The organism is Streptomyces sp. sk2.1, from assembly GCF_008120935.1.
Taxonomy (GTDB): Bacteria; Actinomycetota; Actinomycetes; order Streptomycetales; family Streptomycetaceae; genus Streptomyces.
Genome location: NZ_RDBO01000015.1, coordinates 24,252 through 45,235 on the forward strand (window position 1 = coordinate 24,252; position 20,984 = coordinate 45,235).

Sequence of the window (20,984 nt, forward strand, 5' to 3'; positions counted from 1 at the left end):
TTGTTGCCGTCAGAGCCTGCCGGTCACGTCACCGTTGTGTTGTCCACACCCGTGTCCGCCGGCGCACGAAGGCGTGTCCACAACGGGTGCCGGGCACACGGACCCGGGGAGGAGTATCTGTCGTGAACAGCAGGTCATTCCAAGGCGGCGCCCGCCTCGCCGCCGTGCTCGACGCCCTTCCCGACGGCATCGTGCTCATCGACCGGGACGGGACCGTCGTCGGTGCGAACGACGCCGCCCACGACATGTTCGGAGCGCCCGGAACCCCGCTCGTCGGACACGGGCTGCCCGGTCTGTTGCCGGAGCACGGATCGCGCACGGCCCCGGGAACACCGCACGACACCGACGGCCGCACCGCACGGCGGGGGCGCGACACCCCGCTCCGGATGACGGCCCGCCGGCTGGACGGCGGCGAGTTCCCCGCCGAGGTGGTCACCACGGTCCTCGGGGGCGGACACGAGCCGCACGGTCCCGGCCGGAGCCGCTCCGACGACGGGGCGCTGCTGCTCGTGGTCCGCGATCTCACCGACGCGCACGACGCGGAAGCCGCTCTGGTCCGTTCCCAGCGGCGGACCGAGGTGATCCTCCGTGCGGCGACCGAGGGGCTGATCGGCACCGACACCGAAGGGCGGGTGGTCCTCGTCAATCCGGCGGCCGCGCGCATCCTCGGCTTCCGCGCGAGCGACCTCGACGGCAGGGAGCTGCATCCGCTGGTGCTGCATTCGAGGGCGAACGGTGAGCCGAACCCGTACACGGAGACGCCCCTGGCCGCCACGCTCGTCTCCGGGCTCAAGTGCCGGGCCCACGACCAGGTGTTGTGGACGAAGGACGGTGACCGGGTGTCCGCCGATGTGACCACCGTTCCGGTGTGGGACGGCGATCGGCTCGTGGGCACCATCATGGCGTTCACCGACCGCGGCCCGGTCGAGAAGCTGATCGGTGAGCACGCCGTCGAGATGGCACGGCAGAACGAGAAGTACGACGTCCTCGCCGAGCGGCATCAGCGGCTGGAGTCCGCGTTCGCGGCGCTGCGGGAACAACTGCGCCGGGAACGGGCCGGGAGCGCGGGCGACCAGGCCCTTGCGGGGAGCGCCGGTGCCGGGGTGCCGGCGGGAAGCGTCGGTGACATGGCCCCGGCCCGGAACGCCGCGGTTTCCGGCGCGGTCGTCGGGGCCGGTGCCGAGAAGGCCGTCGGACTCGTCGGCCCCGTCCCGGCCCGGTTCGCCGTCCACGCACCACCGGCCGGTGTCGGGGCCGACGGCGACCGCGGCGCCGCGGCACTCGTCCACCGCCCCGCCTCCGTGCCCGCGCGGGAGGATGCCCCGTCCCGGATCTCCCCGGTGGCGGGCTCGTGGATCATCGGGGCGGCGGTGCGTGCCCGTCGCGAGCAGAGGGCCTCGGAGCAGCAGTCACGTGCCGTACTCCCCGGGCGGCCTCCCGGGAACGCCCTCCTGCGGGCCGCCCCGGTCGACGGGGCGGTTCCGCGGGTCCCGCAGGGCTGCGCGTCCGGGTCCGGCCCAGGTCCCGGACCCGGACGCGCAGTTCGCCCTGCGGCTGCGCGATCTGCTCAACTCCCGTGCGGGTGCCGCGGAGATCCTGGCAGCCGCGGCCCTCCTCGAACCCGACCACCCCGGCCTCGCCGACATCCTCCGCACCTGCGGCGCGGGAAGAACCGACGAGGCCGTGAACCTCGTCCGCCGGCTCGGCGCCGGACACGACGCCGGTGCCCGCCGCACGGGCCCTTGAAGGAGCGCTGCCGACGATCGATGAGCCGGATCACCGGCAGCCCTCAGGGCTCTCCCGCCCCGTCGCACCGGGGACAGCCCTTAGCCTCGGATCATTTGCAGCTTGCCGAGCTCGGCTGAGGGCGCGTCTGGACCGTTCCAGCCGATCCAGCGGGTTCCACTGATGTCGGCGACGAGCGCGGAGTCGACGCTCCAGAAGCTGTGGCTGGGTTCTTCGAAGACGTACCAGCCGTCCAGCCAGAGCGGGATCGACTGGTCGGGCAGGGCCGCCGGCTCGCTGGTGGTGGCGAGGTTGCGGCATCCGAAGACCGTTTCTTGGAGCACGAAGCTCGTGAGGAACTGTTCGAGAGATGGCGTCAGCGGGGTGTACTCGCCTTCCGAGTCGTCATCCCACATCCAGTGGGCGTTGCTCAGCACGACGGGTGCCGCTGGACCGGCGGCTGTAACACGACATGTCCAGCTGTCCTGGTTCTCGCTGAGGAACTCGACCGTTCCATCGTGAAGGCTCAGGGCCTCGGCGCGTACAAGCACATCTTGTTGTTGGAAGATCCCGGGCGAGTCCGGCAAGTGTTCCTCCGGATTCGGGCCGGGCCGACGTCCGGCAAGGCGATACAGGCGTCGGAGCGGCGCTGGGAGGAACTCGGGCAGTTCCGTCTCGGCCAGGCCATGGCTCGGCTGACATGGGCCGTGCCACGCAGTGATGAAGTCCTCAAGCCACTCGACCGAACCATCCGATGCTCGCATGACACCACGATAGACAAATCCGAACGGGGGTGAGACGCGTGAACGGGGCGACGGCGGTCAGCGAGCGCGGGCAGTCTCACAGCCAGGTGGTGATTGCTGCTGACTGATCATTTCAGAATGAGGTTCGGGGTCGTCGCAAGCAGATGATGCTGCAGGCGAGTTGGAGGAGCCCGAGGTGGAGGTCTGCTCGTGTCTCGTAGCGGGTCCGGAAGCGTTTGAGCTGGTGGAGCCGGGCGAAGGTGCGCTCGACGACCCATCTGGTCCTGCCCGGGCCGGATCCGTGGGCGGTGCCCTTGTGGGCGATCTTCGGTGTGATGCCGGGGGCCCGCAGGAGGCGGCGGTACTTGTCGTAGTCGTAGCCGCGGTCGGCGAACAGCCGGCCCGGCCGGTGCCTCGGCCGCCCGCGGTCGACCGGCGAAGGTCCGGTGTGAACCCCCTTTGAGGGCCCGGATGTGAGAGCCGTCGACTGCCGCGTCGTCCATGTCCAGCAGGCCCGCGACCCGCAGCTCGGCCAGCAGTACCTCGTGCAATTGCGGCCGGCCACCGGCCTCGGTCCAGTCCCGCAGTCGGCGCCAGGCCGTCACACCGCTGCAGCCGACCTGACCGGCCGGAACGTCCCGCCGACTCACGCTCTCGCACAGCACGTGGACGTTGCCCCGCAACGCAGCCCGTTCATCCGCCGGCAACCGTCCGGGATACCGATGCCGCCGAGGCGGACGAGCAGGCAACAGCGGGGCCACACGTTCCCACAGGTCATCAGGCACAAGATCAGCAGACACCCAACAGATCCTGCCGACACAGCACTGGACTTCCACGACCCACAACAAACTTCATTCTGAAACAATCAGCAACAGGATCTCGACCGTCTGCTGCTGCTCGCGGTTTTCCCGCCGCAGCCGCTTGAGTTCCTCGCGCTCGGCACTGCTCAGCTCACCGCTCCGCCCCTCGCCCCGGTCCGCTTTCGCCTTGTGGTACCAGCCATGCGGAGACTCCGATCTGATGCCGAGCTCCCGGGCCACCGCGGTGACCGACTTGCCCGAGGAGTTGACGAGCGCGATCGCGTCCCGCTTGAAATCCTCGGTGTACCGCTTCGTGTACTTGCCTCCCACCTGGTGCTACTTCCTCTGGAACCTCATGTCCCAGCCTCCAGGTGTCCACGATCAAGGGGAAGCTTCACATGCCCAGGAGGCTCCCGATCAGACAGTCGAGGCCCATCCGCTCGGGTTGTCAGAAGGGCGTCAATACTCGTCTCCGCAGCAGGGCGGACGCTCGACGGTCGCCTAGATTTCGTATGCCGCTCAAGGTGGCGAATGCCGACGACATCGCCGAGCGCCGGGATCCTTCCCTCCCCGCTCTCGGCGTCGCCGGTGGTGGAACGCGGCGACGTCTCCCCGCACTGCGTTCGCGTACGTCCCTGCCGGTGTTGGAATTCCACACCGGCAGGGACTCGCAGCTCCCCATCGATCGGTCCGTCTCCTCAGAAGGTCTTCCTCGATGCATCCTGCCGCACCTCACCAGAGCCCGCCCCCATCAGCGGTCGGGTGGAGATCTTCACCTTCATCGAGACCTTCTGAAACCACAGACGACTGCGGAAGCATCCGGCCTGGGGATACCGATACCTTGCCCCGCTGGAGATCCGACAACGACATGAGTAAGAACACGCCCTCGCAGGGTAAGCGACGAGTGTCCAGCATCACGGGGAAGGCTCAGCCACCGCGTCATCCTCATGGCCGGGCTCCGGCGCCGCTACCCATGACGGAACATCACCGACGTACAGAGGCACGCCCCCGCTTCGCGAAAATCTTGCCAGGGCCAGAGAAGTCCGTACGCCGAAACGCCCGTTCGTGGTCGTCGTTGCGGACCGTGGTGCGGATCCTCTTCCCGCGCCGGGCGCCCTCGAGGACCGGATCGCGCATCAGTCGGGCGACGGTGCAGCGGGTCACCGGCCTGCCTTCGTGATGCCGTTGCCGCCAGGCTTTTCGTACCCGTAGACGCTGAAGTCGTCCGCGTGGATGCGGCTGATCTGCGCCTCGGGTCCGGTGCTTTGGCCTGTCAGGGCGCTGGGGGCGCGGTTCTCGACGGTGTATCAGGTGTTTGTCGCGGTCTTCGGGCCGTGGCTGGTCAGGACCCGGCAGACCGGCTCGACTCCGAACACCCGGCGGTGTGCGTCGCCGAACGCCACGAGCGTTTCGACGACCGGTCGAGCTCGGCCGCGAAGAAAGCCGGTGCCGCCTTGAGGATCTGGTTCGCCCGTCGCGGTCCGGCGTTCTCGGCACGCAATCGCTTGATCTCCGCGGCCTCCTCGGACGTGACCCCGGGCCGTTGGGCGGCGTCCACCTCGGCCCTGCGGACCCAGGTCCGCATCGCCTTGGCCACGCCGGTCCCCAGTACGGCCGCGACCGCCTTCATCGCGGCTCACCCGGTCGGACAGTTCGGGCCGATCTCCGTGACCATGCGCACCGCACGCCCACGAAGCCCAGCAGGACGGGGAGACGGACGCGCCATGACTCGATCCGCTCAAGGAATCGAGCCTCCATCAGACCCGGAGCGGTTCAGTCCGCAGACAGGTTCATGAGCTGCTCCATCTTGCGTTGGGCTACCAGGTCGAGGCTCTGATCGAGGTCATCGCCGTAGGTACGCAAGGCCACTTCGAGGTGAGCGGCCATGGCGTCCCTCGCGGCCTTCGGGTCGCGAGCCGTGATCGCGTCGAGGATCTCCCGGTGGTACGGCACGCCCTCGCGGGAGACCGAAGGATCGCCCAGGCTGCGGAGCATGAGCTCGAAGGTGAGCGTGGCGATCGAGCCGAACATGGCCTCGATCACCGGGTTGCGCGACGCCGCAGCGACCGCGGCATGGAAAGCGACGTCGGCTCTGGCCCGGGAGACCAGGTCGCGAGCCTCGTCGAAGCGCAGCAGCATCTCCTCGATGAGGTGCAGGTCCTCGGGGGTCGCGTGCTGGGCGGCGAGCGCGGCGGTCTCGCGCTCGAGCATCATCCGGGCGCTGATCACGTCACGCGAGGTCGGCTTGCGTTGCCGGTACAGCGCGTCGAGCGGGCGGACCGCGTCGGTGATCCGCACGTCGCGGACGAAGCTGCCCCGCCCCGGGACGACCTCGATGATGCCCTGCTGCTCCAGCCCTCGGAGCACCTCCCTGATCATCGGGCGGCTCACACCGAACCGCTGGGAGAGCACCCGTTCCGACTCCAGCTTCGATCCGGCCGGGTGTTGTCCGGACAGAAGTTCCAGCTCGAGCCGCCTGGCCACGGCCTCCTTGGTCGGGGGGCGTCTGTCGCGCGCGGAGGCGTCTTCGCTTTCCATCATTCCTGCCACGCTACCTTCAAGATCGAAGGGCCGATGCCCTTCGGTAAAATCGATCATTCCTGGTTGAACAACGAACAGCCACCGTCGGCCAGCAGCGTTGTACCGGTGATGTAGTCGGAGTCCGGCGAACACAGGAAGGCCGCCGCCTTGGCCACCTGCTGCGCGGTCTGCGGTGCCCTGAGAGGGATGGCCGTGCTCGCCCGCGCGGCGTAGGCCGGCTCGTTCTCGAGCTGCCACTTGGCCAGGCCCGCGGCCACGATCCCGGGTGCGAGAGCGTTGACCAGGACGCCGTGCGACGCCAGCTCCTTGGCCATCGAACGGGCCAGCATCGCCACCCCCGCCTTGGACGCGCTGTAGGCCGCGATCTCCGGCCAGGGAACCGTGCCCACCCAGGACCCGGTCAAGACGATGCGGCCCCCGCCGCCCTGGGCGACCATGCGCCGGGCGGCGGCCTGGGCAGTGTGGAAAGTGCCAGTGAGGTTGATGCCCAGGTGGCGATCCCACTGCTCGGCGGTGATCTCCAGGAAGGGGGCGGATTCGACGGTGCCTGCGTTGGCGATCGCGATATCCAGCCTGCCGAGTCGTTCCAGTGCCGCGTCCAGAGCCGGCCGATCCCGTACGTCGGCTCGCACGTAGCTCACCTCGCCGTACGCGGAGGCCGTGGCGATCCACTCCTGTGCCTCGTCCGGGGACTTGACGTCGAGCAGCGTGACTTGGGCGCCCCGGCGGGTCAGCTCGGCGGCCACGGCGGCGCCGATGTCGCCGGCACCACCTGTGACCAGTGCGTTTCTTCCTTCCAGGTCCAGCATGGAGACCTCCTCAAATCTGGTTAGGCCGGTAAGACCAGCAACACCATACCCGCACGACCCCACTGTCGGGGACCGAGAGGCCGTTGCCGATTCGAGATGTGCGGAAGGGTTGACGAACGGCCCTTCGAGGCGGAAATCTCACTTGGCATTACTGGTCTTACCAGTCAAGCCAAATCGGGGGCTCGGAAGGAGAGAGCATGCCACTGTTCGAGGCCGTAGGCGTACGCAAACGCTTCGGCGGGGTCGAGGCCCTTCGCGGCGTCGACTTCAGCGTCGAACCCGGCGAGGTGGTCGGCCTCATGGGCGACAACGGCGCCGGCAAGTCGACGCTGATGAAGGTGATCTGCGGTGCGTACCGGCCCGACGAAGGCGAGATCCGGATGGCCGGCCGCCCACAGGTCTTCCGCAGCCCCCGTGACGCCGCGGCCTGCGGCATCGCGGTCGTCTACCAGAACCTCGGCCTGATCGACCAGCGCAGCGTCGCCGCCAACGTGTTCCTCGGGCAGGAGCCGCGCAGGTTCGGCCTGGTCGACACCCGCAGGATGCGGGCCGAGGCGCGAGAGGTTCTCACCACCCTGCGCATCCGTATCCCGTCCGTACGGATGCCCGTGGCCGGGCTGTCCGGTGGGCAGCGCCAGTGCATCGCCATCGCCAGAGCCGTGCACCAGGGCGGCGAGCTCGTACTGCTGGACGAGCCGACCGCGGCGCTCGGCCCCGAGCAGCAGCAGAACGTGCTCGCGCTCATCCGCGACCTGCGGGAACGGGGCAAGGCCGTGGTCGTCGTCTCGCACAACGTCGACCACGTCCTTGAGGTCGCCGACCGGGTCGTGGTGATGCGCGGCGGTCTGGTGTCGGGCATGCGCGACGTCGCGGCCACCACGGCGGCCGAGGTCGTCGGACTCATCCTCGGCAACGCGCCGGCGGCCGCGCACGACGGCGCCCCTCACATCTCCGGAGAACTCGCATGACCATCCAGCAACAGATCGCCGTCGCCTACCGGGTGGACGATTCAGGTGGAAGCCTGGCAAAGAGGTTGCTCGGCGCCAGGGAGTTCGGCGTGCTGGCCGCGACCGTGGTGATCTTCCTGGTCTGCGCCGTGGGAGCCGACGGCTTTCTCGCCGCCGACAACCTGCTGTCCGTCGCCCAGCAGATCGCCATCCTCGGCATCGTCGCCACCGGCATGACCTTCCTGATCGTCGTCGGCGAGATCGACCTGTCGGTGGGTTCGCTGCACGGACTCCTCGCGGTGGAGCTGGCCTGGCTGGTGACGAAGGTCGGTGTGCCCATCGGGACCGCGGCCCCGCTGGCCATCCTCTCCGGCGTGCTGATCGGTGTGATCAACGGCCTGATCACCACCCGGTTCAAGATTCCCTCGTTCGTGGTCACGCTGGCCGCGTTGGCGGCACTGCGCGGCGCCGCACTGCTGCTGTCCGACGGCGTACCGATCCGTGGCTCGCGCAACGAGACGTTCACCGACCTGTTCGCGGGCAGCCCGCTGCCCAATCTCGCCGCGCAGACGCTGTGGATGGTCGCCGTGGTCGCCATCGGAGCCTTCGCCATGGCCAGGACCAAGTTCGGCTACGACGTCTACAGCGTGGGCGGCAACCAGTCCGCCGCGGCCGGCGCGGGTATCGCCAGTGACCGGGTCAAGATCATGTGCTTCGCCCTCACCGGAGGGCTGACCGGCCTGGCCTCGGTCATCCTGGTCGGCTGGCTGGGCAGCGCCAACCCCCTCACCGGCAACGGCTTCGAGCTCAGCGTCATCGCCGCAGTCGTCGTGGGCGGCGCCGGTCTGGCCGGCGGCACGGGCAGCGTCCTCGGCACCTTCCTCGGCGCGGTGATCACCGGTGTGATCACCAATGCGCTCGTCCTCTTCGGCGTGGACGGCAACTGGCAGCAGGTCGCCACCGGCCTGCTGATCCTGGGGGCGGTCATGCTCAACCAGCTCGTCGCCAGGCGTTCGGCACACGGCCTGAACGCCTGACCCCCACTCAAACAGGAGAGAACATGGCAACGAACAGCTCGATGTCGCGCAGAAGCCTGCTGCGCGGCGGCTCCCTGGCCTCCGCCGGCCTCCTGCTCGCCGCGTGCAGCAGCGAGAAGGAACCGTCCGCCGCCTCCTCCTCCAGAGGCCGCGCCGCCGACGGCCCGCAGAAGGGCAAGAAGGTGATCTTCGTCGTGCACGACAAGAACCCCTTCTTCGCCCCGGTGCAGCGCGGCTTCGAGGACTTCGGCGCGACCATGGGATGGGACACCCAGTTCATCGGCCCGCCCGCGCCGGACACCCAGAAGACCGTCGAACTCCAGGCCAGCGCGCTGAGCGCCAAGCCCGACGGTGTGATCTTCACCCGGATCGACGAGACCTCCTTCGACGCCAACATCAAGCGGGCGACCTCCTCCGGGGTGAAGGTGATCCTGTCCAACGTGGCCAGCGACGGCTACGAGAAGCTCGGCGTCGGCTTCGTCGGCCAGAACTTCGTCAACGCGGGTGACGCCTGTGGTCGCGAGATCGCCAAGTGCGCCAAGAAGCGCACCGGTAAATCCGACGGCGTCATCGTGTGCGGCAACTTCGCGCCCGGCAGCACCGCCCTCGAACAGCGCATCCAGGGGATCAAGCAGGGGGTCGAGGCGCACAACAAGGAGAACGGCACCTCCTTCACCACCGAGGTCCTCATCACCAGCACCGACGAATCCAAGGCCGTCGCCGCCATCGACGCCAAGTACGCCTCGAAGAAGGACAAGATCGTCGGCTGGGCGATGGCGGCCTTCGACCACCAGTACGTGGCCACCTGGGCGAAGAGCAAGAACCTCGTCGGCAAGTTCGCCGTCGGAGGCTTCGACCTGATCCAGCCGGTCCTGGACGGGATCAAGGACAAGGCGATCGATTTCTCCCTGGGACAGAACCCGTACGCGCAGGGCTGGATCGCCGCGGCCCTGCTCGCCGAGGAGTTCGACCCCGGCTACCCGGCCAGGACGTACGACACCGGCGCGGAGGTCGTCAACGCCGCCAATGTCGACGCGGTCGCCACGCGTGAGGCCCGTTTCGCCTGACCCGTACGACCGCGCGCTCCCTGTCCCCTGTCCCCGCAGTTCAGCAACTTTCGGAAGATCTGGATGAAGATCACTGCTCTTGAGACAATCCGTCCGGCCATTCAGCCCAACCTGCTGTTCGTCCGTCTGCACACCGATTCCGGGCCGGTCGGCCTGGGCGAGGCGTTCTTCGGCGCCCGTACGGTGGAGGCCTACCTGCACGAAAGCGTCGCTCCTGTCCTGGTCGGGATGACCGATCCCACGCCGGAGCGGGCCGCGCGAGCGCTGGCCACCTACGTCGGATTCCAGGGGGCGGGGGCCGAGACCCGCGGCAACGGTGCGATCGACATCGCCCTGTGGGATCTGCTGGGGCATGCCTCGGGCCTGCCGCTGGTCGACCTCCTCGGCGGAGCCGTACATGACGGGATCGGCATCTACAACACGTGCGCCGGACCCGGTTACGTCGGCACGTCCACCCGGCAGGAGTCCGGCAACTGGGGGGTGAGCACCGCCGAGCGCTACGAGGACCTCCACGCCTTCCTCAACGAACCCGCGCGGCTGGCCCGTGAGCTGTGGGACGAGGGCATCCGGGGCATGAAGATCTGGCCCTTCGACACCGCCGCCGAGCGGACCGGCGGCACCGACATCTCCCGGGCCGAGCTGGACCGGGCTCTCTCGACGGTCGCCGCGGTCCGCGACGAGGTCGGCCTGGACATGAAACTGATGATCGAGCTGCACGGCCTGTGGAACAGGCCCGCCGCCGAAAAGATCATCTCGGCACTCGCACCGTACCGGCCGTACTGGGTGGAGGACCCGCTGCGCTCCGACGCGGCCGACGCGTTCGGCAAACTGGCCAAGGTCGACGGCGTGCCGATCGCCACGGGAGAGACCTGCGTGGGACGACGCGGCTTCAAGCCGCTGCTCGACTCCGGCGGCGTCGACATCCTGACCCTGGATGTCCAGTGGACCGGCGGACTCACCGAAGCGCGCAAGGTCGCCTCGCTGGCCGACGCCTACGGCGTGCCCGTCGCCCCGCACGACTGCACCGGCCCGGCCACCCTGGCCAGCTGCGTGCACTTTGCGTGCAGCCAGCCGAACGGGCTCATCCAGGAGACGGTCAGGGCGTTCCTGCGTACCTGGTACGACGAGCTGGTCACCGGCCTGCCGGAGATCCAGGACGGTCAGGTGCGGCCGGGCCGGGCTCCCGGGCACGGGGTCACCCTGCGCGACGGGGTCGCCGAACGGGACGACGTGGAAAGGCGGGTGTCCCGGCTGTGAGAGCGGCCCGCTGGCACGCGCGCCGGGACGTGCGCGTGGAGGAGGTGCCCGATCCCGTTCCGGCAGCCGGGGAGGTACTGATCCGCGTCGAGCTGTGCGGAATCTGCGGCACCGACGTGGAGGAGTACCGGGAGGGACCGCTCGCCATCGACGTGGAGAGGCCCCACCCGCTGACCGGCACCAAGGCACCGTTGGCGCTCGGACACGAAGTGGTCGGCGTCATCGCCGGGCACGGCCCGGGAACCGACGCGAGCCGACTGCCCGTCGGCACCCGGGTCATCCCCGACGTCGTGCTCGGCTGCGGCACGTGCTGGTGGTGCCGCAGGCACCAGGAGGGGGTCTGCGCGCGGCAGGCGGTACGCGGCCTCAACCTCGACGGAGGGCTGGCCGAGTACATGGTCGCCGACGCGGCCACCTGTGTCCCCGTTCCCGACCACGTCCCGCCGCGGATGGCGGTGCTCGCCGAGCCCGCCGCCGTCGCGGTACGCGCGCTGCGCAAGGCCGGTGACGTGACCGGCGGCACCTCGCTGGTACTCGGCGCGGGCGCCATCGGGCTGCTGCTGACCCGGGTGGCGGTGGCCGCCGGGATCCAGGTAGTGACGAGCGAGACCGCCGATTTCCGCCGGGAGGCGGCTCGCCGAGCCGGAGCCGTGGCGGTCCGGCCGGAGGAGACGGCCGCCACGCTCGACCGTCTGACCGAGGGCAGGGGGGCGGACGTGGTGTTCGAGTGCACGGGCCTGCCCTCCCTGCTGCCGGAAGCGATCCGGCACTGCCGGGCCCTGGGCACCGTGGTGATCGTCGGGTTCTCCGGCCGGGACGCCGCGGTGCCGCTCGCCGACGTGGTGCTCAAGGAGAAGCACCTGGTCGGTACGGCGGCACACTTGTGGGACGAGGATGTCACCGCCGGAGTACGGCTGCTCGCGTCCGGGGTGATCGACCCGACCCTCGTACCGGTGCGCGTGGCGTCGCTGGACGAGGTGCCCGCGCTGCTCGCCGTACCCGATCAGGGTGTTGTGAAGGTCGCGATCGATCCGCGCGGCCAGGAGGAGGTCTGATGATCGGCGAACTCGACGGCGAACTCGTGCTGCGGAGCAACGCGGACGTGGGGGAGGGGCCGGCCTGGGACGCGGCCCGGCAAAGGCTCGTCTGGGTGGACGTCACCGGGTGCGCGGTCCACACGTTCGACCCCGTCGGCGGCGTGGACCGGGCCGTGGACGTGGGCACGCACGTCGGCGCCGCGGTGCCCGCGGGCGACGACGGCCTGATCCTCGCGGTACGCGACGGGTTGGCGATGCTGTCGCCCGACGGCGACGTCCGCATGGTCGCCGAGGTGGAGGCCGACCTTCCGGGCAACCGGATGAACGACGCCAAGTGCGACCCGTCCGGGCGGCTCTGGGCAGGCACCATGCCGTACGAGGCCGAACCCGGCGCCGCCGCCCTCTACCGCTACGACGGCAGGAGCGTCGCTCGCGTCCTGACCGGGGTCACGCTGTCCAACGGTCTGGGGTGGAGCCCCGACGGGACCGTGATGTATCACATCGACAGCGGAGCCCAGCGGGTCGACGCCTACGACTTCGACCCCGCGACGGGCGAGCCGCGTTCGCATCGTGTGGTCGTGACCATCGACCCCGCCGAGGGGATGCCGGACGGCATGACGGTCGACGACGACGGCTGCCTGTGGGTGGCGTTGTGGGGCGGCGGAACGGTCCGCCGCTACACCCCCGACGGCGTCCTGGACCGGATCGTCCGCCTCCCCGTCACCCAGGTGACCAGCTGCGCCTTCGGCGGCCCCGGCGGTGACGTGCTGTACGTGACCTCCGCCGCCTACCGGCTCACCCCCGGCGAGCTGACCGCCCAGCCGCTGGCCGGGTCGATCTTCGCGGTCGAACCCGGAACCACCGGCCGTCCCGCCACCCCATTCCAAGGAGCTGACCGATGACACATATCCTGCGCTACGCGAGAGACGGCGAGATCCGGGCGGGGGTGCGGGCGGACGACGGTCTGATCCATCCGCTGCCGCTGCCGCTGGCCGAGCTGTTGCGCCTGAACCTGGACGACCTGCGTGAACTCGTCGAGCAGGCCCTGACCGAACCCTCGGACGGCCCGGCCGAGCCGCTCGCGCCGGTCGAGGGCCGGATGGAGGTGTGGGCCGCCGGCGTCACCTACCGTCGTTCCCGCCAGGCGCGGATGGCCGAGAGCTCCGCCGCCGCGGATGTCTACGAGCGGGTGTACGACGCGCCGCGGCCCGAGCTGTTCTTCAAGTCCGTCGCCTGGCGGGTGGTCGGCGACGGAGGCACGGTCGCGGTGCGGGCCGACTCCACAATCGACGTGCCCGAGCCCGAGCTGGCCCTGGTGCTCAACACGCACGGCAAGATCGTCGGGTACACGATCTGCGACGACATGAGCTCACGCACCATCGAGGGCGAGAACCCGCTGTACCTTCCCCAGGCCAAGATCTATCTCGGTGGTTGCGCGGTCGGCCCGGCAATCCGTCCGGTGTGGGAAGTCGCAGACCCCTACGCGCTGCCGATCCGCATGACGATCCGTCGCGACGGCGTCGTCGCCTGGTCCGGTGAGACTGACACCGGGCAGCTGAACCGGCGACTCGACGACCTGGCCGGATACCTGTTCGCCGCCGACGTCTTCCCGGACGGCGCCGTGTTGGCGACCGGAACCTGCCTGGTACCGGACCTTCCCTTCACGCTCGCCGGAGGAGACGTGGTGGAGATCGAGATCGGCGAGATCGGAACCCTGACCAACAGCGTGGTCCGCGGCCTGGCGCCCATGCTGGAGTCCCTGGAAGGACCGCTGCGATGAGTGCTGCGACGAACCACGCCACCCCGGACGTCGTTTCCGTCGACCCCCGCACCGGCGAGGCCGTCGAGGTGGTCGCCGCCGAGTCCACGCCGACCGAGGTGGCGGCGCGTTGCGCGGCCGCCGAGTCGGCCGTATCGGCGCTGGCCGCCTTGGGCGTCGCGGGCAGGGCGGCGCTGCTGCGCGACATGGCCGCCGAGTTGGAGAAGGACGGTGGGACGATCCTCGCACTCGCCGACCGGGAGAGTGCGTTGGGCCTGCCCCGGCTCACCGGGGAACTCGCCCGCACCTGTGCCCAGCTCAGGTTCCTCGCCGACGTTGTCACCGAGGGAAGTCACCTCGGGGTCGTGATCGACCACCCCGACCCGGCGGCCGTACCACCGCGCCCGGACCTGCGGCGGATGATGGTCCCACGCGGCCCGGTCGCCGTTTTCGGGGCCAGCAACTTCCCGCTCGCCTTCAGCGTTCCGGGAGGCGACACCGCCTCCGCGCTGGCGGCCGGCTGCCCCGTCGTGGTGAAGGCGCATCCGGCCCACCCGGCGACCTCGCTGGCGACGTACGGCGCGCTGCGCAGGGCCGCCGTCCGCGCCGGGGTTCCGGACGCAATGAGCCTGGTGCACGGGCAGGCCGCCGGAGTGGCCCTGGTCACCGACCCGTACGTCACGGCCGTCGCCTTCACCGGCTCGGTGCGCGGTGGGCGAGCGCTGTCCGACCTGGCCGCCGCCCGCCCCGAGCCCATTCCGTTCTTCGGGGAGCTCGGCAGCGTCAACCCACTGGTCGTCACCCCGGCCGGGGCTGCAGAACGCGGTGCGTCGATCGCCGAAGGGCTGCTGGGCTCCTTCACCCTGGGGATGGGCCAGTTCTGCACCAAACCGGGACTCGCCTTCGTGCCGGCGGGCGAGCACGGGACGGCGCTGCAGAAGGCGCTCGCCGCATGCGCCGCCGACGCGCCGGCCGGCACGATGCTCACCAGGAGCATCCTGGCAGCCTACGCCGAAGGCGTACGGGAGCTCGCCGCGCAGCCGGGCGTCCAGGTACTGGCCGGAGCCGAGAAGACACACGACCTCGACGGCAGGGCGACGCCCACCGTGCTGAGTGTGCCTGGCGCGATGTTCGGCGAGGCGCTGACCGAGGAGTGCTTCGGCCCGGTGACCGTGCTGGTGGAGTACGCCACGGAGGAGGAGCTCCTCGCCCTGCTCGGCCGCCTCCCCGGCAGCCTCACCGTGACGTTGCAGACGGGAGAGGGGGAGGAGGAACTCCCGCGCCGTGTGATCGACGTCGTATCCCGGCGCACCGGGCGGGTGGTGTGCAATGGTTATCCGACCGGGGTCGCGGTGAGCTGGGCGATGAACCATTCGGGACCGTACCCGGCGGCCACCGACTCCGCGCACACCTCGGTCGGCGCCTGCGCCGTCCAGCGGTTCCTGCGCCCGATCGCCTACCAGGACACCCCGCAACGACTGCTCCCGCCCGAGCTGCGCGACGACAACCCGCTCGGTGTTCCCCGCCGTGTGGATGGAGTCCTCGCCGCGAAGAGGACAGGCGCCGCCGATCACAGCACGGAGTTCGGCCCCGATGGATTCCGGCAGGCATGATCCGCACAACGGGCACGGACACCTCGGCGGTGACGATCCAGGTCCAGCGTTCGCCGGACTCGGGGTGCGGAGTTTCGGGCGGGTCCGGCCGAGGTTCTGCTTCATCAGCCGGAAGGTGTGCTCCGGGTCGAAGCGCCCCAGGAACGCCTGCCAGCGCACATCGACGTCCTCGCTGTCCATGGCGGTGACCGACGACCACAGCCGGACTGGTGTGGGATCTCCGCCACCGGGGAGGCGGTCGCCCTGGAGGCGGATCAGCGTGCCCTCGATGATGGGGAGTTCACCGGTGTGGTCGGTCCGGGGGAGCGGGTGGTCGGACTCGGGTGGATGTGGTCCCAAGCCATCGCGCGGGCGGTGCCGTACCGGTCGGTGATCTGGACGGTGGCCGCGTCCGGCTCGCCCGGGTCTCCTGCTCGGCGAAGCGGAACTCCTTGCCGTGCTTGGGCGGGCGCCCGCCCTGCGGCAGGGAGATCCAGGGCACCGGGACCGGTTTGCACATCACCCGGTCCGTGCGCATCCGTCCGAGGACCTCGACCGGCAGACCGTCCAGGAATTGGCATCAGGACGTGCGGCCCGATTCGAGAGCGGCGACGAACGAGTACGGCCGGCCGGGAATGAACTGGTCCGGGGTCCGTCCGCTGCGGCCGTAGACGTGGCAGAACGAACGCTCCGCGCTGGTCGGAGGCGTCGGGACGGAGCCAGTCGCTGACATCGACCGCGAGGACCAGGCGTCCGTCGGCGGCCTGCGGCATAGGCAGGCCCGCCGGCACCACATCCACGCTCCCGCGGCTCAGGGCGTCGTACAGCGAGCCGTGCCCGCGCCGGTGCCCAGCCACCGGCGTCAGGTCCACCGGCGTCCTCACCGGCCCGTCCGCACACAGCAACGCGTCGGCGAGCTCGAACAGCTCGTCCCTCCCCGGGGGCAGGCCGACACGCTGTCTCGCCTTCGCCGAGTTCTCGGAAACGATGCCGCCGGGTGTGCGTGATCAGTCTCCTTGAGACCAGGCGGCCCTCGGCAGCGACAGGTAGATGCCGAAGTCGACGAGCCCGGTTGCGGCGCGGATGTCCGCGTGCAGCGCATCCACGCGCTCTTGGCGGTTGGCTTCCCTGCTGGTGGACCACTTCGACTTGATCTCAATCACCACCGTCAGGCCGCTACGGTCCAGCGGGCTCAGCGGCCGGAAGCGGATCTCGACATCCCCGGGCCGCAGCTCGCCGTCGTACGGCTCCTCGGGGCACTCCACAGCCAGGGACACCAGGTGCGGCAGCACCGAGCCGAGTTCACGCAGCTGGGGCTCGGGCACCATGGGCGCATAGGTCACTTCGACAAGCGGCATCCTCGACACCCTAGACGGAGACCAGGCAAAACTGACAGACGGAGAAGACCCTGATCACCCAACAAAGGCCGAAAGGTTGAAGAACCTCCCAATGGCGATGTCAAGCAGTAGTTGAGACGTTTGGCAGGGCTCGACAGCACGCTCCGTCGCGGATCATTGCCCACAGAGCATTGGCTCTGCGATGGGCAAGGGAAAGCAGAGCCTGTTTGTTCCCTCTCCCTTCGTTCCGCTTGCGCCAGTAGCAGCTGTGCGATGCGGGGTACGACCTCAGGCCGGCCATCGAGGAGAGGCAGAAGGCCCGAAGCGGCCCGCGGTGGTAGCGGCGGGGCCCGCGCATATTGCCGCTGACGCGGCCGGAGTCACGAGGAACGGGGGCAAGGCCGGCGAAGGAGGTCAGGCGGTCGGGGGTGCCAGAGGCTGCCATGCCTCCGCCGGTGGCGGCAACGAACTCGGCGCCCAGCAGAGCCCCCATGCCGGGCAGACCGCGGATCACTCCAGCACGTGGGTGCTCGTGAAACCGGGCCTCGATGAGTGCGTCGAGCTCGGCGATTTCCGCGTCGAGCGCCATCACCCATTTCGCCAGGCGAGCCACCATCGCCGCTGCCGGCTTCTTGCCGGGCAGCGCGATGTGCTGCGAATGTGCTGCCCCGACAACGGTCTTTGCGAGAGCGCCCGCGTTTTTGACCTTGCGGTTCTTCAGCCAGGTCCCGATCCGGCTCGCACCGCTGCGGCGGATCGCGGCCGGTGTCCGGTAGCCGGCCAGCAGGACGACCGGGCCTTTCTCGATCAAGTTCAGTGCCCGTTCCAACGCCGGGAAGATCTCGATGAGTTGAGCTCGGAGCCGATTGATCTGCCGGGTGCGATCATTGACCAGGTCAGTGCGACGGGCGGTGAGAATGCGCAGGTCGACGGCTATCTCGTCGCTGGGCCGCAGCAGACCGAGATCCTTGCACATGCGGGCCTGGTCGGCGATGACGAAGGCGTCCTTCTCGTTCGTTTTGCCCTGGCCCCGATACGCGGTCGACGCCTGGTGCACGACCAGGCCAGTGATATAGACCATCGGCTGGTCGTGGCCAAGTAGCAGGCCGATCAGCAACGCGGCGCCACCATGGTTGATGCCCACCGCCCACAGCGTCTCGCCGGAGAGCGCCAGCACATCTGAAATCAGCTCCAGCAGAGCCGTCTCATCATTGAGGACTCGGCGTGAAAGCAGACGCTCGCCCTGGGCATCCAGCACCACGCAATGATGGTGTTCCTTGCCGATGTCCACTCCGGCCCGGATCCGGGGCATGGTCACCTCCGCCGGCTCGTCGTCCAACACAGTCCCGCGGACGACCTCGCCGACGTTGTCCTACGAAGCGATCAAGTCGTGTATCCCAATTAACGGTCGAGTCGTCGCGGGGCTCCGGGCGGCCAAGTTCTTTGAGCCGTTCAACGGCGACAAGATCACAGCCATACCCAGAACCCCCGGGCCCGCCGATCTTACGAATGACCAGCTCAGCCCCACGCCTGGAAGGCAGGACAAGCTCAGAAGATCGATCAGGTGGCTGAAACACCTCATCCCAACCATATGATCCGAACACCCGAAAGCCCCTGGAACCTTGCCGTCCACCGACCCAACTGCCAAGCACCTGAAGCAAATTCATTCTGAAATGATCAGCAGGCGACTATCGGATGAGCCAACGAGGGACAACCGCACGATGAAACAACTTACAACTGAGGCCCAGGGCACGCCTCTGCTGGAACTGAACGATGTTGCGCGGACGTACGGCGACCGCGTCGTGCTCGACGGCGTGAGTCTTCGCCTGCACCGGGGCGAATGCGTCTCCCTGGTCGGGGAGAACGGATCCGGGAAGAGCACTCTGCTGCGTATTGCCGCAGGACGCGACACCCCCACCGAGGGATCCGTGCTGTTCGACGGACACCCCATCGACGAGGACTCACCCGAGGTTCGCGGGCGCGTGGCGTCCGCCATGGATACGGGTGCCTTCTACCCGGACCTGACCGTACGCGAGCACCTGCAGTTGGTGGCGCTCTCCCACGGCATGGGGAACGCCGCCGAGGCCGCGGTGGAGCGGGTGCTCACGGCACACCGCCTCGAAGCCCGGGCGAGCCAGGTGCCGTCCGCGCTTTCCTCCGGGCAGACCCAGGCACTGCTGCTGGCGACCGCCTTCGTCAGGCCGCACGACCTGCTCATACTGGATGAGCCGGAACAGCGCCTCGACTCCAGCGCCCGCCGGCAGTTGGCGGAGTTGATCGCCGCCCACCGCGACAGTGGAACGGCGGTCCTGATGGCCACCCACCACCAGGTACTGAACGATGTGGCCGACCACATCGTGGAGCTCGGATCCGGAACCATGACCGAGGTGGACTGCGAGTCGGGCCGATGAGCCGGCCGAGCAGGGCGGCGCCACCGCGACTCGACGCCGTCCCCGCCGCGACGGCCGAGGACTCGGCGCACGAGGCGCTGCGGTTCCTGCACAAGACCCGTTCATCCTCGCGCGAGGAGCAGCGCCGCAGTTTCTGGTTCGTCCTCTACATGATCGTCCTGGTCGGTGGCTTCTGGGTCGTACCGGCCCTGATCGGCTGGTCACAAAAGGTGCAGGCGGACGGTTCCGCGGCCCGGATGTCGGATCTCACCTCAGAGGTGTCGCTGTTCCTGGTGCCCACGGCCCTGTTTCTCGTGCTGCTTCTTTCGGCCCGTGGGGCGATGTGGCGGGGACCGGTGGTCTTGGACGGGCCCACCGTCGATCTGCTGCTGCCCTCAAGGGTCAGTCGCCGCGCCCTGCTGCTGCCCGGGCTGCGGGCCTCTGCCGTCCTGTGGTCCGTTATCGGCGCGGCCGCCGGCGCCCTCGCCGGCTTCCTGCTGCAGGACGTCTCGGCCCGCCCGTGGGCCCTGTTGGCTGCCGCGGGAGCGGTATCAGGCACCTGTGTCGCTCTCGTGTCGTGCGCAGTGGGCGCACTGGTGGAACGGCATGCCGTAGTCCTGGCACGACGAGCCCGCGCCCTCTTCGCAGCCGGCTGGGCCGTGGCCGTGGCTGCGGCCGTCGCCACCGTCTTCTCCTGGCGCGGGTGGGAGATCCACTGGTTCGCGCAGGTGCTGCTGTGGTCCGGCCCGTGGGGGTGGTCCGCCCAGCCCCTGCTGTGGGCGTTGGGAGCCGTTGGTCCGCAAGCGGCCGTCGGATCGGCGCTGTCCTTGTGCGCCGCGGTACTCGGTCTGCTGCTGAGTGTGCGGGAGCTTCCCAGGATTCCGCAGTCCGCACTGCGGCTCCGGGCTACCGTTGCAACGCGGGTGGGAGCCTCGGTACTCATGCTCGACCTGCGGCAGGCCAGGTCGGGAGTACCTGCCCTGCGGGCACGGCGTTCCGTACCGCTGATGAGGCTGCCCCTTCCCCGGCACGCGAGTCTGCTGGTCCCGTGGCGCGATCTCAGCTGCCTGCTGCGCCATCCCTCCAGGCTCGGCTGGGCACTTGTGTGGCTTGTGCTCGCGCTCGGCGGAGCTTCCAGTGCTTCCTCCCTCGTGGCGACGTCGCAACTGCTGACCGTTCTCGGTTCCCTCGTGGCGCTCTACTTGGCAGCCGCTCAGCTGACTGAGCCGGCGCGCCTGGAGAGCGACGATGTCCGCCGCTCGACCAACCTGAGGTGGAGCTTTCGCGCACTGGCACTTCTGCACGCCGTCGTTCCGCTGGCGGTGCTGCTGGTCGGTGCAGCCGCGGGAGCGGCCGTGTGTGTCCTGGCCGGAGCTCCGGTCGGCCTGATGGCGTCTGTGACCGCGTGCGTGCCCGCGCTCGTCACGGCCGCGTTGGTGAGCTCGTACCGCGGGGTCATGCCGATGCATCTGCTCATGGGGGTGGACACACCGATGGGCAACACCGGCCCGTGGCAGGCTGCCTTCTGGTACGGACGCGGTCCGCTCGTGGCGATCTGCTTGCTGCTACCGGTCTGTCTCGCGGTGGCGCGCGGGCAGTCCTGGAGCTTTCCTCAGCTGCTGTGGCAGGTCTTGGTGGCCGTTTTCGGCGCGTGGTGGGCGCGGCGTACGGCGCATCGGCTGATGACGAAGTAGTGCCGTGCGAAGACCACTTCGTCCTCACGGCGCTGGGATCAACCGCCGAAGGGGCCGCTCGTCATGGCCCGGTGCCCTCCACCGGATACGGCATGCGGCTCCGCCGGTCCGGATCGATGGACAGCCGTCCGCCCGCCGGAGGGCGGGCCCGCCGGGCGCAGTCGCGGCGCTCTCGGATCCGGCAGCCGAGCCCGATCGGAGTGGCGGCGAGTCGGCCCTCGGCGGCCTCGGAGGAGGACTTCGTACCGA

Annotated in this window: 18 protein-coding genes and 3 pseudogenes; 11 read left to right on the forward strand and 10 right to left on the reverse strand. The window is 69.4% G+C overall.

Features of this window, described 5'->3' with window-relative positions; translation table 11 throughout:
• Positions 1-122 precede the first annotated feature (122 nt).
• Positions 123-1,865 carry a PAS domain-containing protein gene (locus EAO76_RS02490; protein WP_187438437.1) on the forward strand — a complete coding sequence of 581 codons (1,743 nt, stop codon included), beginning with the start codon at positions 123-125 and terminating at the stop codon, positions 1,863-1,865.
• Here EAO76_RS02490 and EAO76_RS02495 read toward each other — a convergent pair.
• The 6 genes and pseudogenes from EAO76_RS02495 to EAO76_RS02520 form a co-directional block, all read right to left on the reverse strand.
• Positions 1,827-2,489 carry a hypothetical protein gene (locus EAO76_RS02495; protein WP_148832850.1) on the reverse strand — a complete coding sequence of 221 codons (663 nt, stop codon included), beginning with the start codon at positions 2,487-2,489 and terminating at the stop codon, positions 1,827-1,829. The two genes, EAO76_RS02490 and EAO76_RS02495, sit on opposite strands and share 39 nt — an antisense overlap.
• A 112-nt stretch (positions 2,490-2,601) precedes the next feature.
• Positions 2,602-3,268 (reverse strand): annotated as a pseudogene (locus EAO76_RS02500) (transposase).
• A gap of 51 nt (positions 3,269-3,319) precedes the next feature.
• Positions 3,320-3,598, reverse strand: a complete 279-nt coding sequence (locus EAO76_RS02505) for a transposase (RefSeq protein WP_148832852.1) — start codon at positions 3,596-3,598, stop codon at positions 3,320-3,322.
• A 1,012-nt stretch (positions 3,599-4,610) separates the two neighbouring features.
• A complete protein-coding gene (locus tag EAO76_RS02510; protein ID WP_148832853.1) occupies positions 4,611-4,898 on the reverse strand; it encodes a hypothetical protein in 288 nt (95 codons plus the stop codon).
• 143 nt (positions 4,899-5,041) lie between these two features.
• Complete coding sequence (locus EAO76_RS02515; RefSeq protein ID WP_262375246.1) at positions 5,042-5,809, reverse strand: FCD domain-containing protein; 768 nt, start codon at positions 5,807-5,809, stop codon at positions 5,042-5,044.
• A 53-nt stretch (positions 5,810-5,862) separates the two neighbouring features.
• Positions 5,863-6,618 (reverse strand): SDR family NAD(P)-dependent oxidoreductase, encoded by a 756-nt coding sequence (locus EAO76_RS02520; protein WP_148832856.1) that lies wholly within the window; start codon positions 6,616-6,618, stop codon positions 5,863-5,865.
• Between the two features lie 197 nt (positions 6,619-6,815).
• On the opposite strand from EAO76_RS02520, the gene EAO76_RS02525 reads away from it, so the two are divergent.
• The 8 genes from EAO76_RS02525 (at position 6,816) to EAO76_RS02560 (ending at position 15,335) form a co-directional block, all read left to right on the forward strand.
• Positions 6,816-7,586: an ATP-binding cassette domain-containing protein gene (locus EAO76_RS02525; RefSeq protein ID WP_148832858.1), complete on the forward strand. Its 771-nt coding sequence runs from the start codon at positions 6,816-6,818 to the stop codon at positions 7,584-7,586.
• Positions 7,583-8,602 (forward strand): ABC transporter permease, encoded by a 1,020-nt coding sequence (locus EAO76_RS02530; RefSeq protein ID WP_148832859.1) that lies wholly within the window; start codon positions 7,583-7,585, stop codon positions 8,600-8,602. The genes EAO76_RS02525 and EAO76_RS02530 overlap by 4 nt, the downstream gene beginning before the upstream one ends.
• A 23-nt stretch (positions 8,603-8,625) precedes the next feature.
• Positions 8,626-9,669 carry a substrate-binding domain-containing protein gene (locus tag EAO76_RS02535; protein WP_148832861.1) on the forward strand — a complete coding sequence of 348 codons (1,044 nt, stop codon included), beginning with the start codon at positions 8,626-8,628 and terminating at the stop codon, positions 9,667-9,669.
• 63 nt (positions 9,670-9,732) lie between these two features.
• Positions 9,733-10,926 (forward strand): mandelate racemase/muconate lactonizing enzyme family protein, encoded by a 1,194-nt coding sequence (locus tag EAO76_RS02540; RefSeq protein WP_148832863.1) that lies wholly within the window; start codon positions 9,733-9,735, stop codon positions 10,924-10,926.
• Positions 10,923-11,981 carry an alcohol dehydrogenase catalytic domain-containing protein gene (locus EAO76_RS02545; protein ID WP_148832865.1) on the forward strand — a complete coding sequence of 353 codons (1,059 nt, stop codon included), beginning with the start codon at positions 10,923-10,925 and terminating at the stop codon, positions 11,979-11,981. Before EAO76_RS02540 ends, EAO76_RS02545 begins: the two co-directional genes overlap by 4 nt.
• Positions 11,981-12,865, forward strand: coding sequence for an SMP-30/gluconolactonase/LRE family protein (locus EAO76_RS02550; protein ID WP_148832867.1), 885 nt, complete (start codon positions 11,981-11,983; stop codon positions 12,863-12,865). The genes EAO76_RS02545 and EAO76_RS02550 overlap by 1 nt, the downstream gene beginning before the upstream one ends.
• Positions 12,862-13,743: a fumarylacetoacetate hydrolase family protein gene (locus tag EAO76_RS02555; protein ID WP_148832869.1), complete on the forward strand. Its 882-nt coding sequence runs from the start codon at positions 12,862-12,864 to the stop codon at positions 13,741-13,743. The genes EAO76_RS02550 and EAO76_RS02555 overlap by 4 nt, the downstream gene beginning before the upstream one ends.
• A complete protein-coding gene (locus EAO76_RS02560) occupies positions 13,740-15,335 on the forward strand; it encodes an aldehyde dehydrogenase (NADP(+)) (protein WP_148832871.1) in 1,596 nt (531 codons plus the stop codon). The genes EAO76_RS02555 and EAO76_RS02560 overlap by 4 nt, the downstream gene beginning before the upstream one ends.
• Here the strand turns inward: EAO76_RS02560 and EAO76_RS45780 are convergent.
• The 3 genes and pseudogenes from EAO76_RS45780 to EAO76_RS02570 all read right to left on the reverse strand — a co-directional run.
• A pseudogene (locus EAO76_RS45780) lies at positions 15,250-16,269 on the reverse strand (transposase); the annotation flags it as partial. The gene EAO76_RS02560 and the pseudogene EAO76_RS45780 overlap by 86 nt on opposite strands.
• Positions 16,270-16,321: 52 nt before the next feature.
• Positions 16,322-16,672 (reverse strand): hypothetical protein, encoded by a 351-nt coding sequence (locus tag EAO76_RS02565; RefSeq protein WP_148832873.1) that lies wholly within the window; start codon positions 16,670-16,672, stop codon positions 16,322-16,324.
• Between the two features lie 100 nt (positions 16,673-16,772).
• Positions 16,773-17,963, reverse strand: coding sequence for an IS110 family transposase (locus EAO76_RS02570; protein WP_148832983.1), 1,191 nt, complete (start codon positions 17,961-17,963; stop codon positions 16,773-16,775).
• Between the two features lie 409 nt (positions 17,964-18,372).
• Here EAO76_RS02570 and EAO76_RS02575 point away from each other — a divergent pair, with 409 nt between their 5' ends.
• Positions 18,373-19,062: an ABC transporter ATP-binding protein gene (locus EAO76_RS02575; protein ID WP_148832875.1), complete on the forward strand. Its 690-nt coding sequence runs from the start codon at positions 18,373-18,375 to the stop codon at positions 19,060-19,062.
• Complete coding sequence (locus EAO76_RS02580) at positions 19,059-20,735, forward strand: hypothetical protein (RefSeq protein WP_148832876.1); 1,677 nt, start codon at positions 19,059-19,061, stop codon at positions 20,733-20,735. Before EAO76_RS02575 ends, EAO76_RS02580 begins: the two co-directional genes overlap by 4 nt.
• Before the next feature lie 61 nt (positions 20,736-20,796).
• On the opposite strand, the pseudogene EAO76_RS02585 reads toward EAO76_RS02580, so the two are convergent.
• Positions 20,797-20,943: pseudogene (locus EAO76_RS02585) on the reverse strand (short-chain fatty acyl-CoA regulator family protein); the annotation flags it as partial.
• Positions 20,944-20,984: the final 41 nt, after the last annotated feature.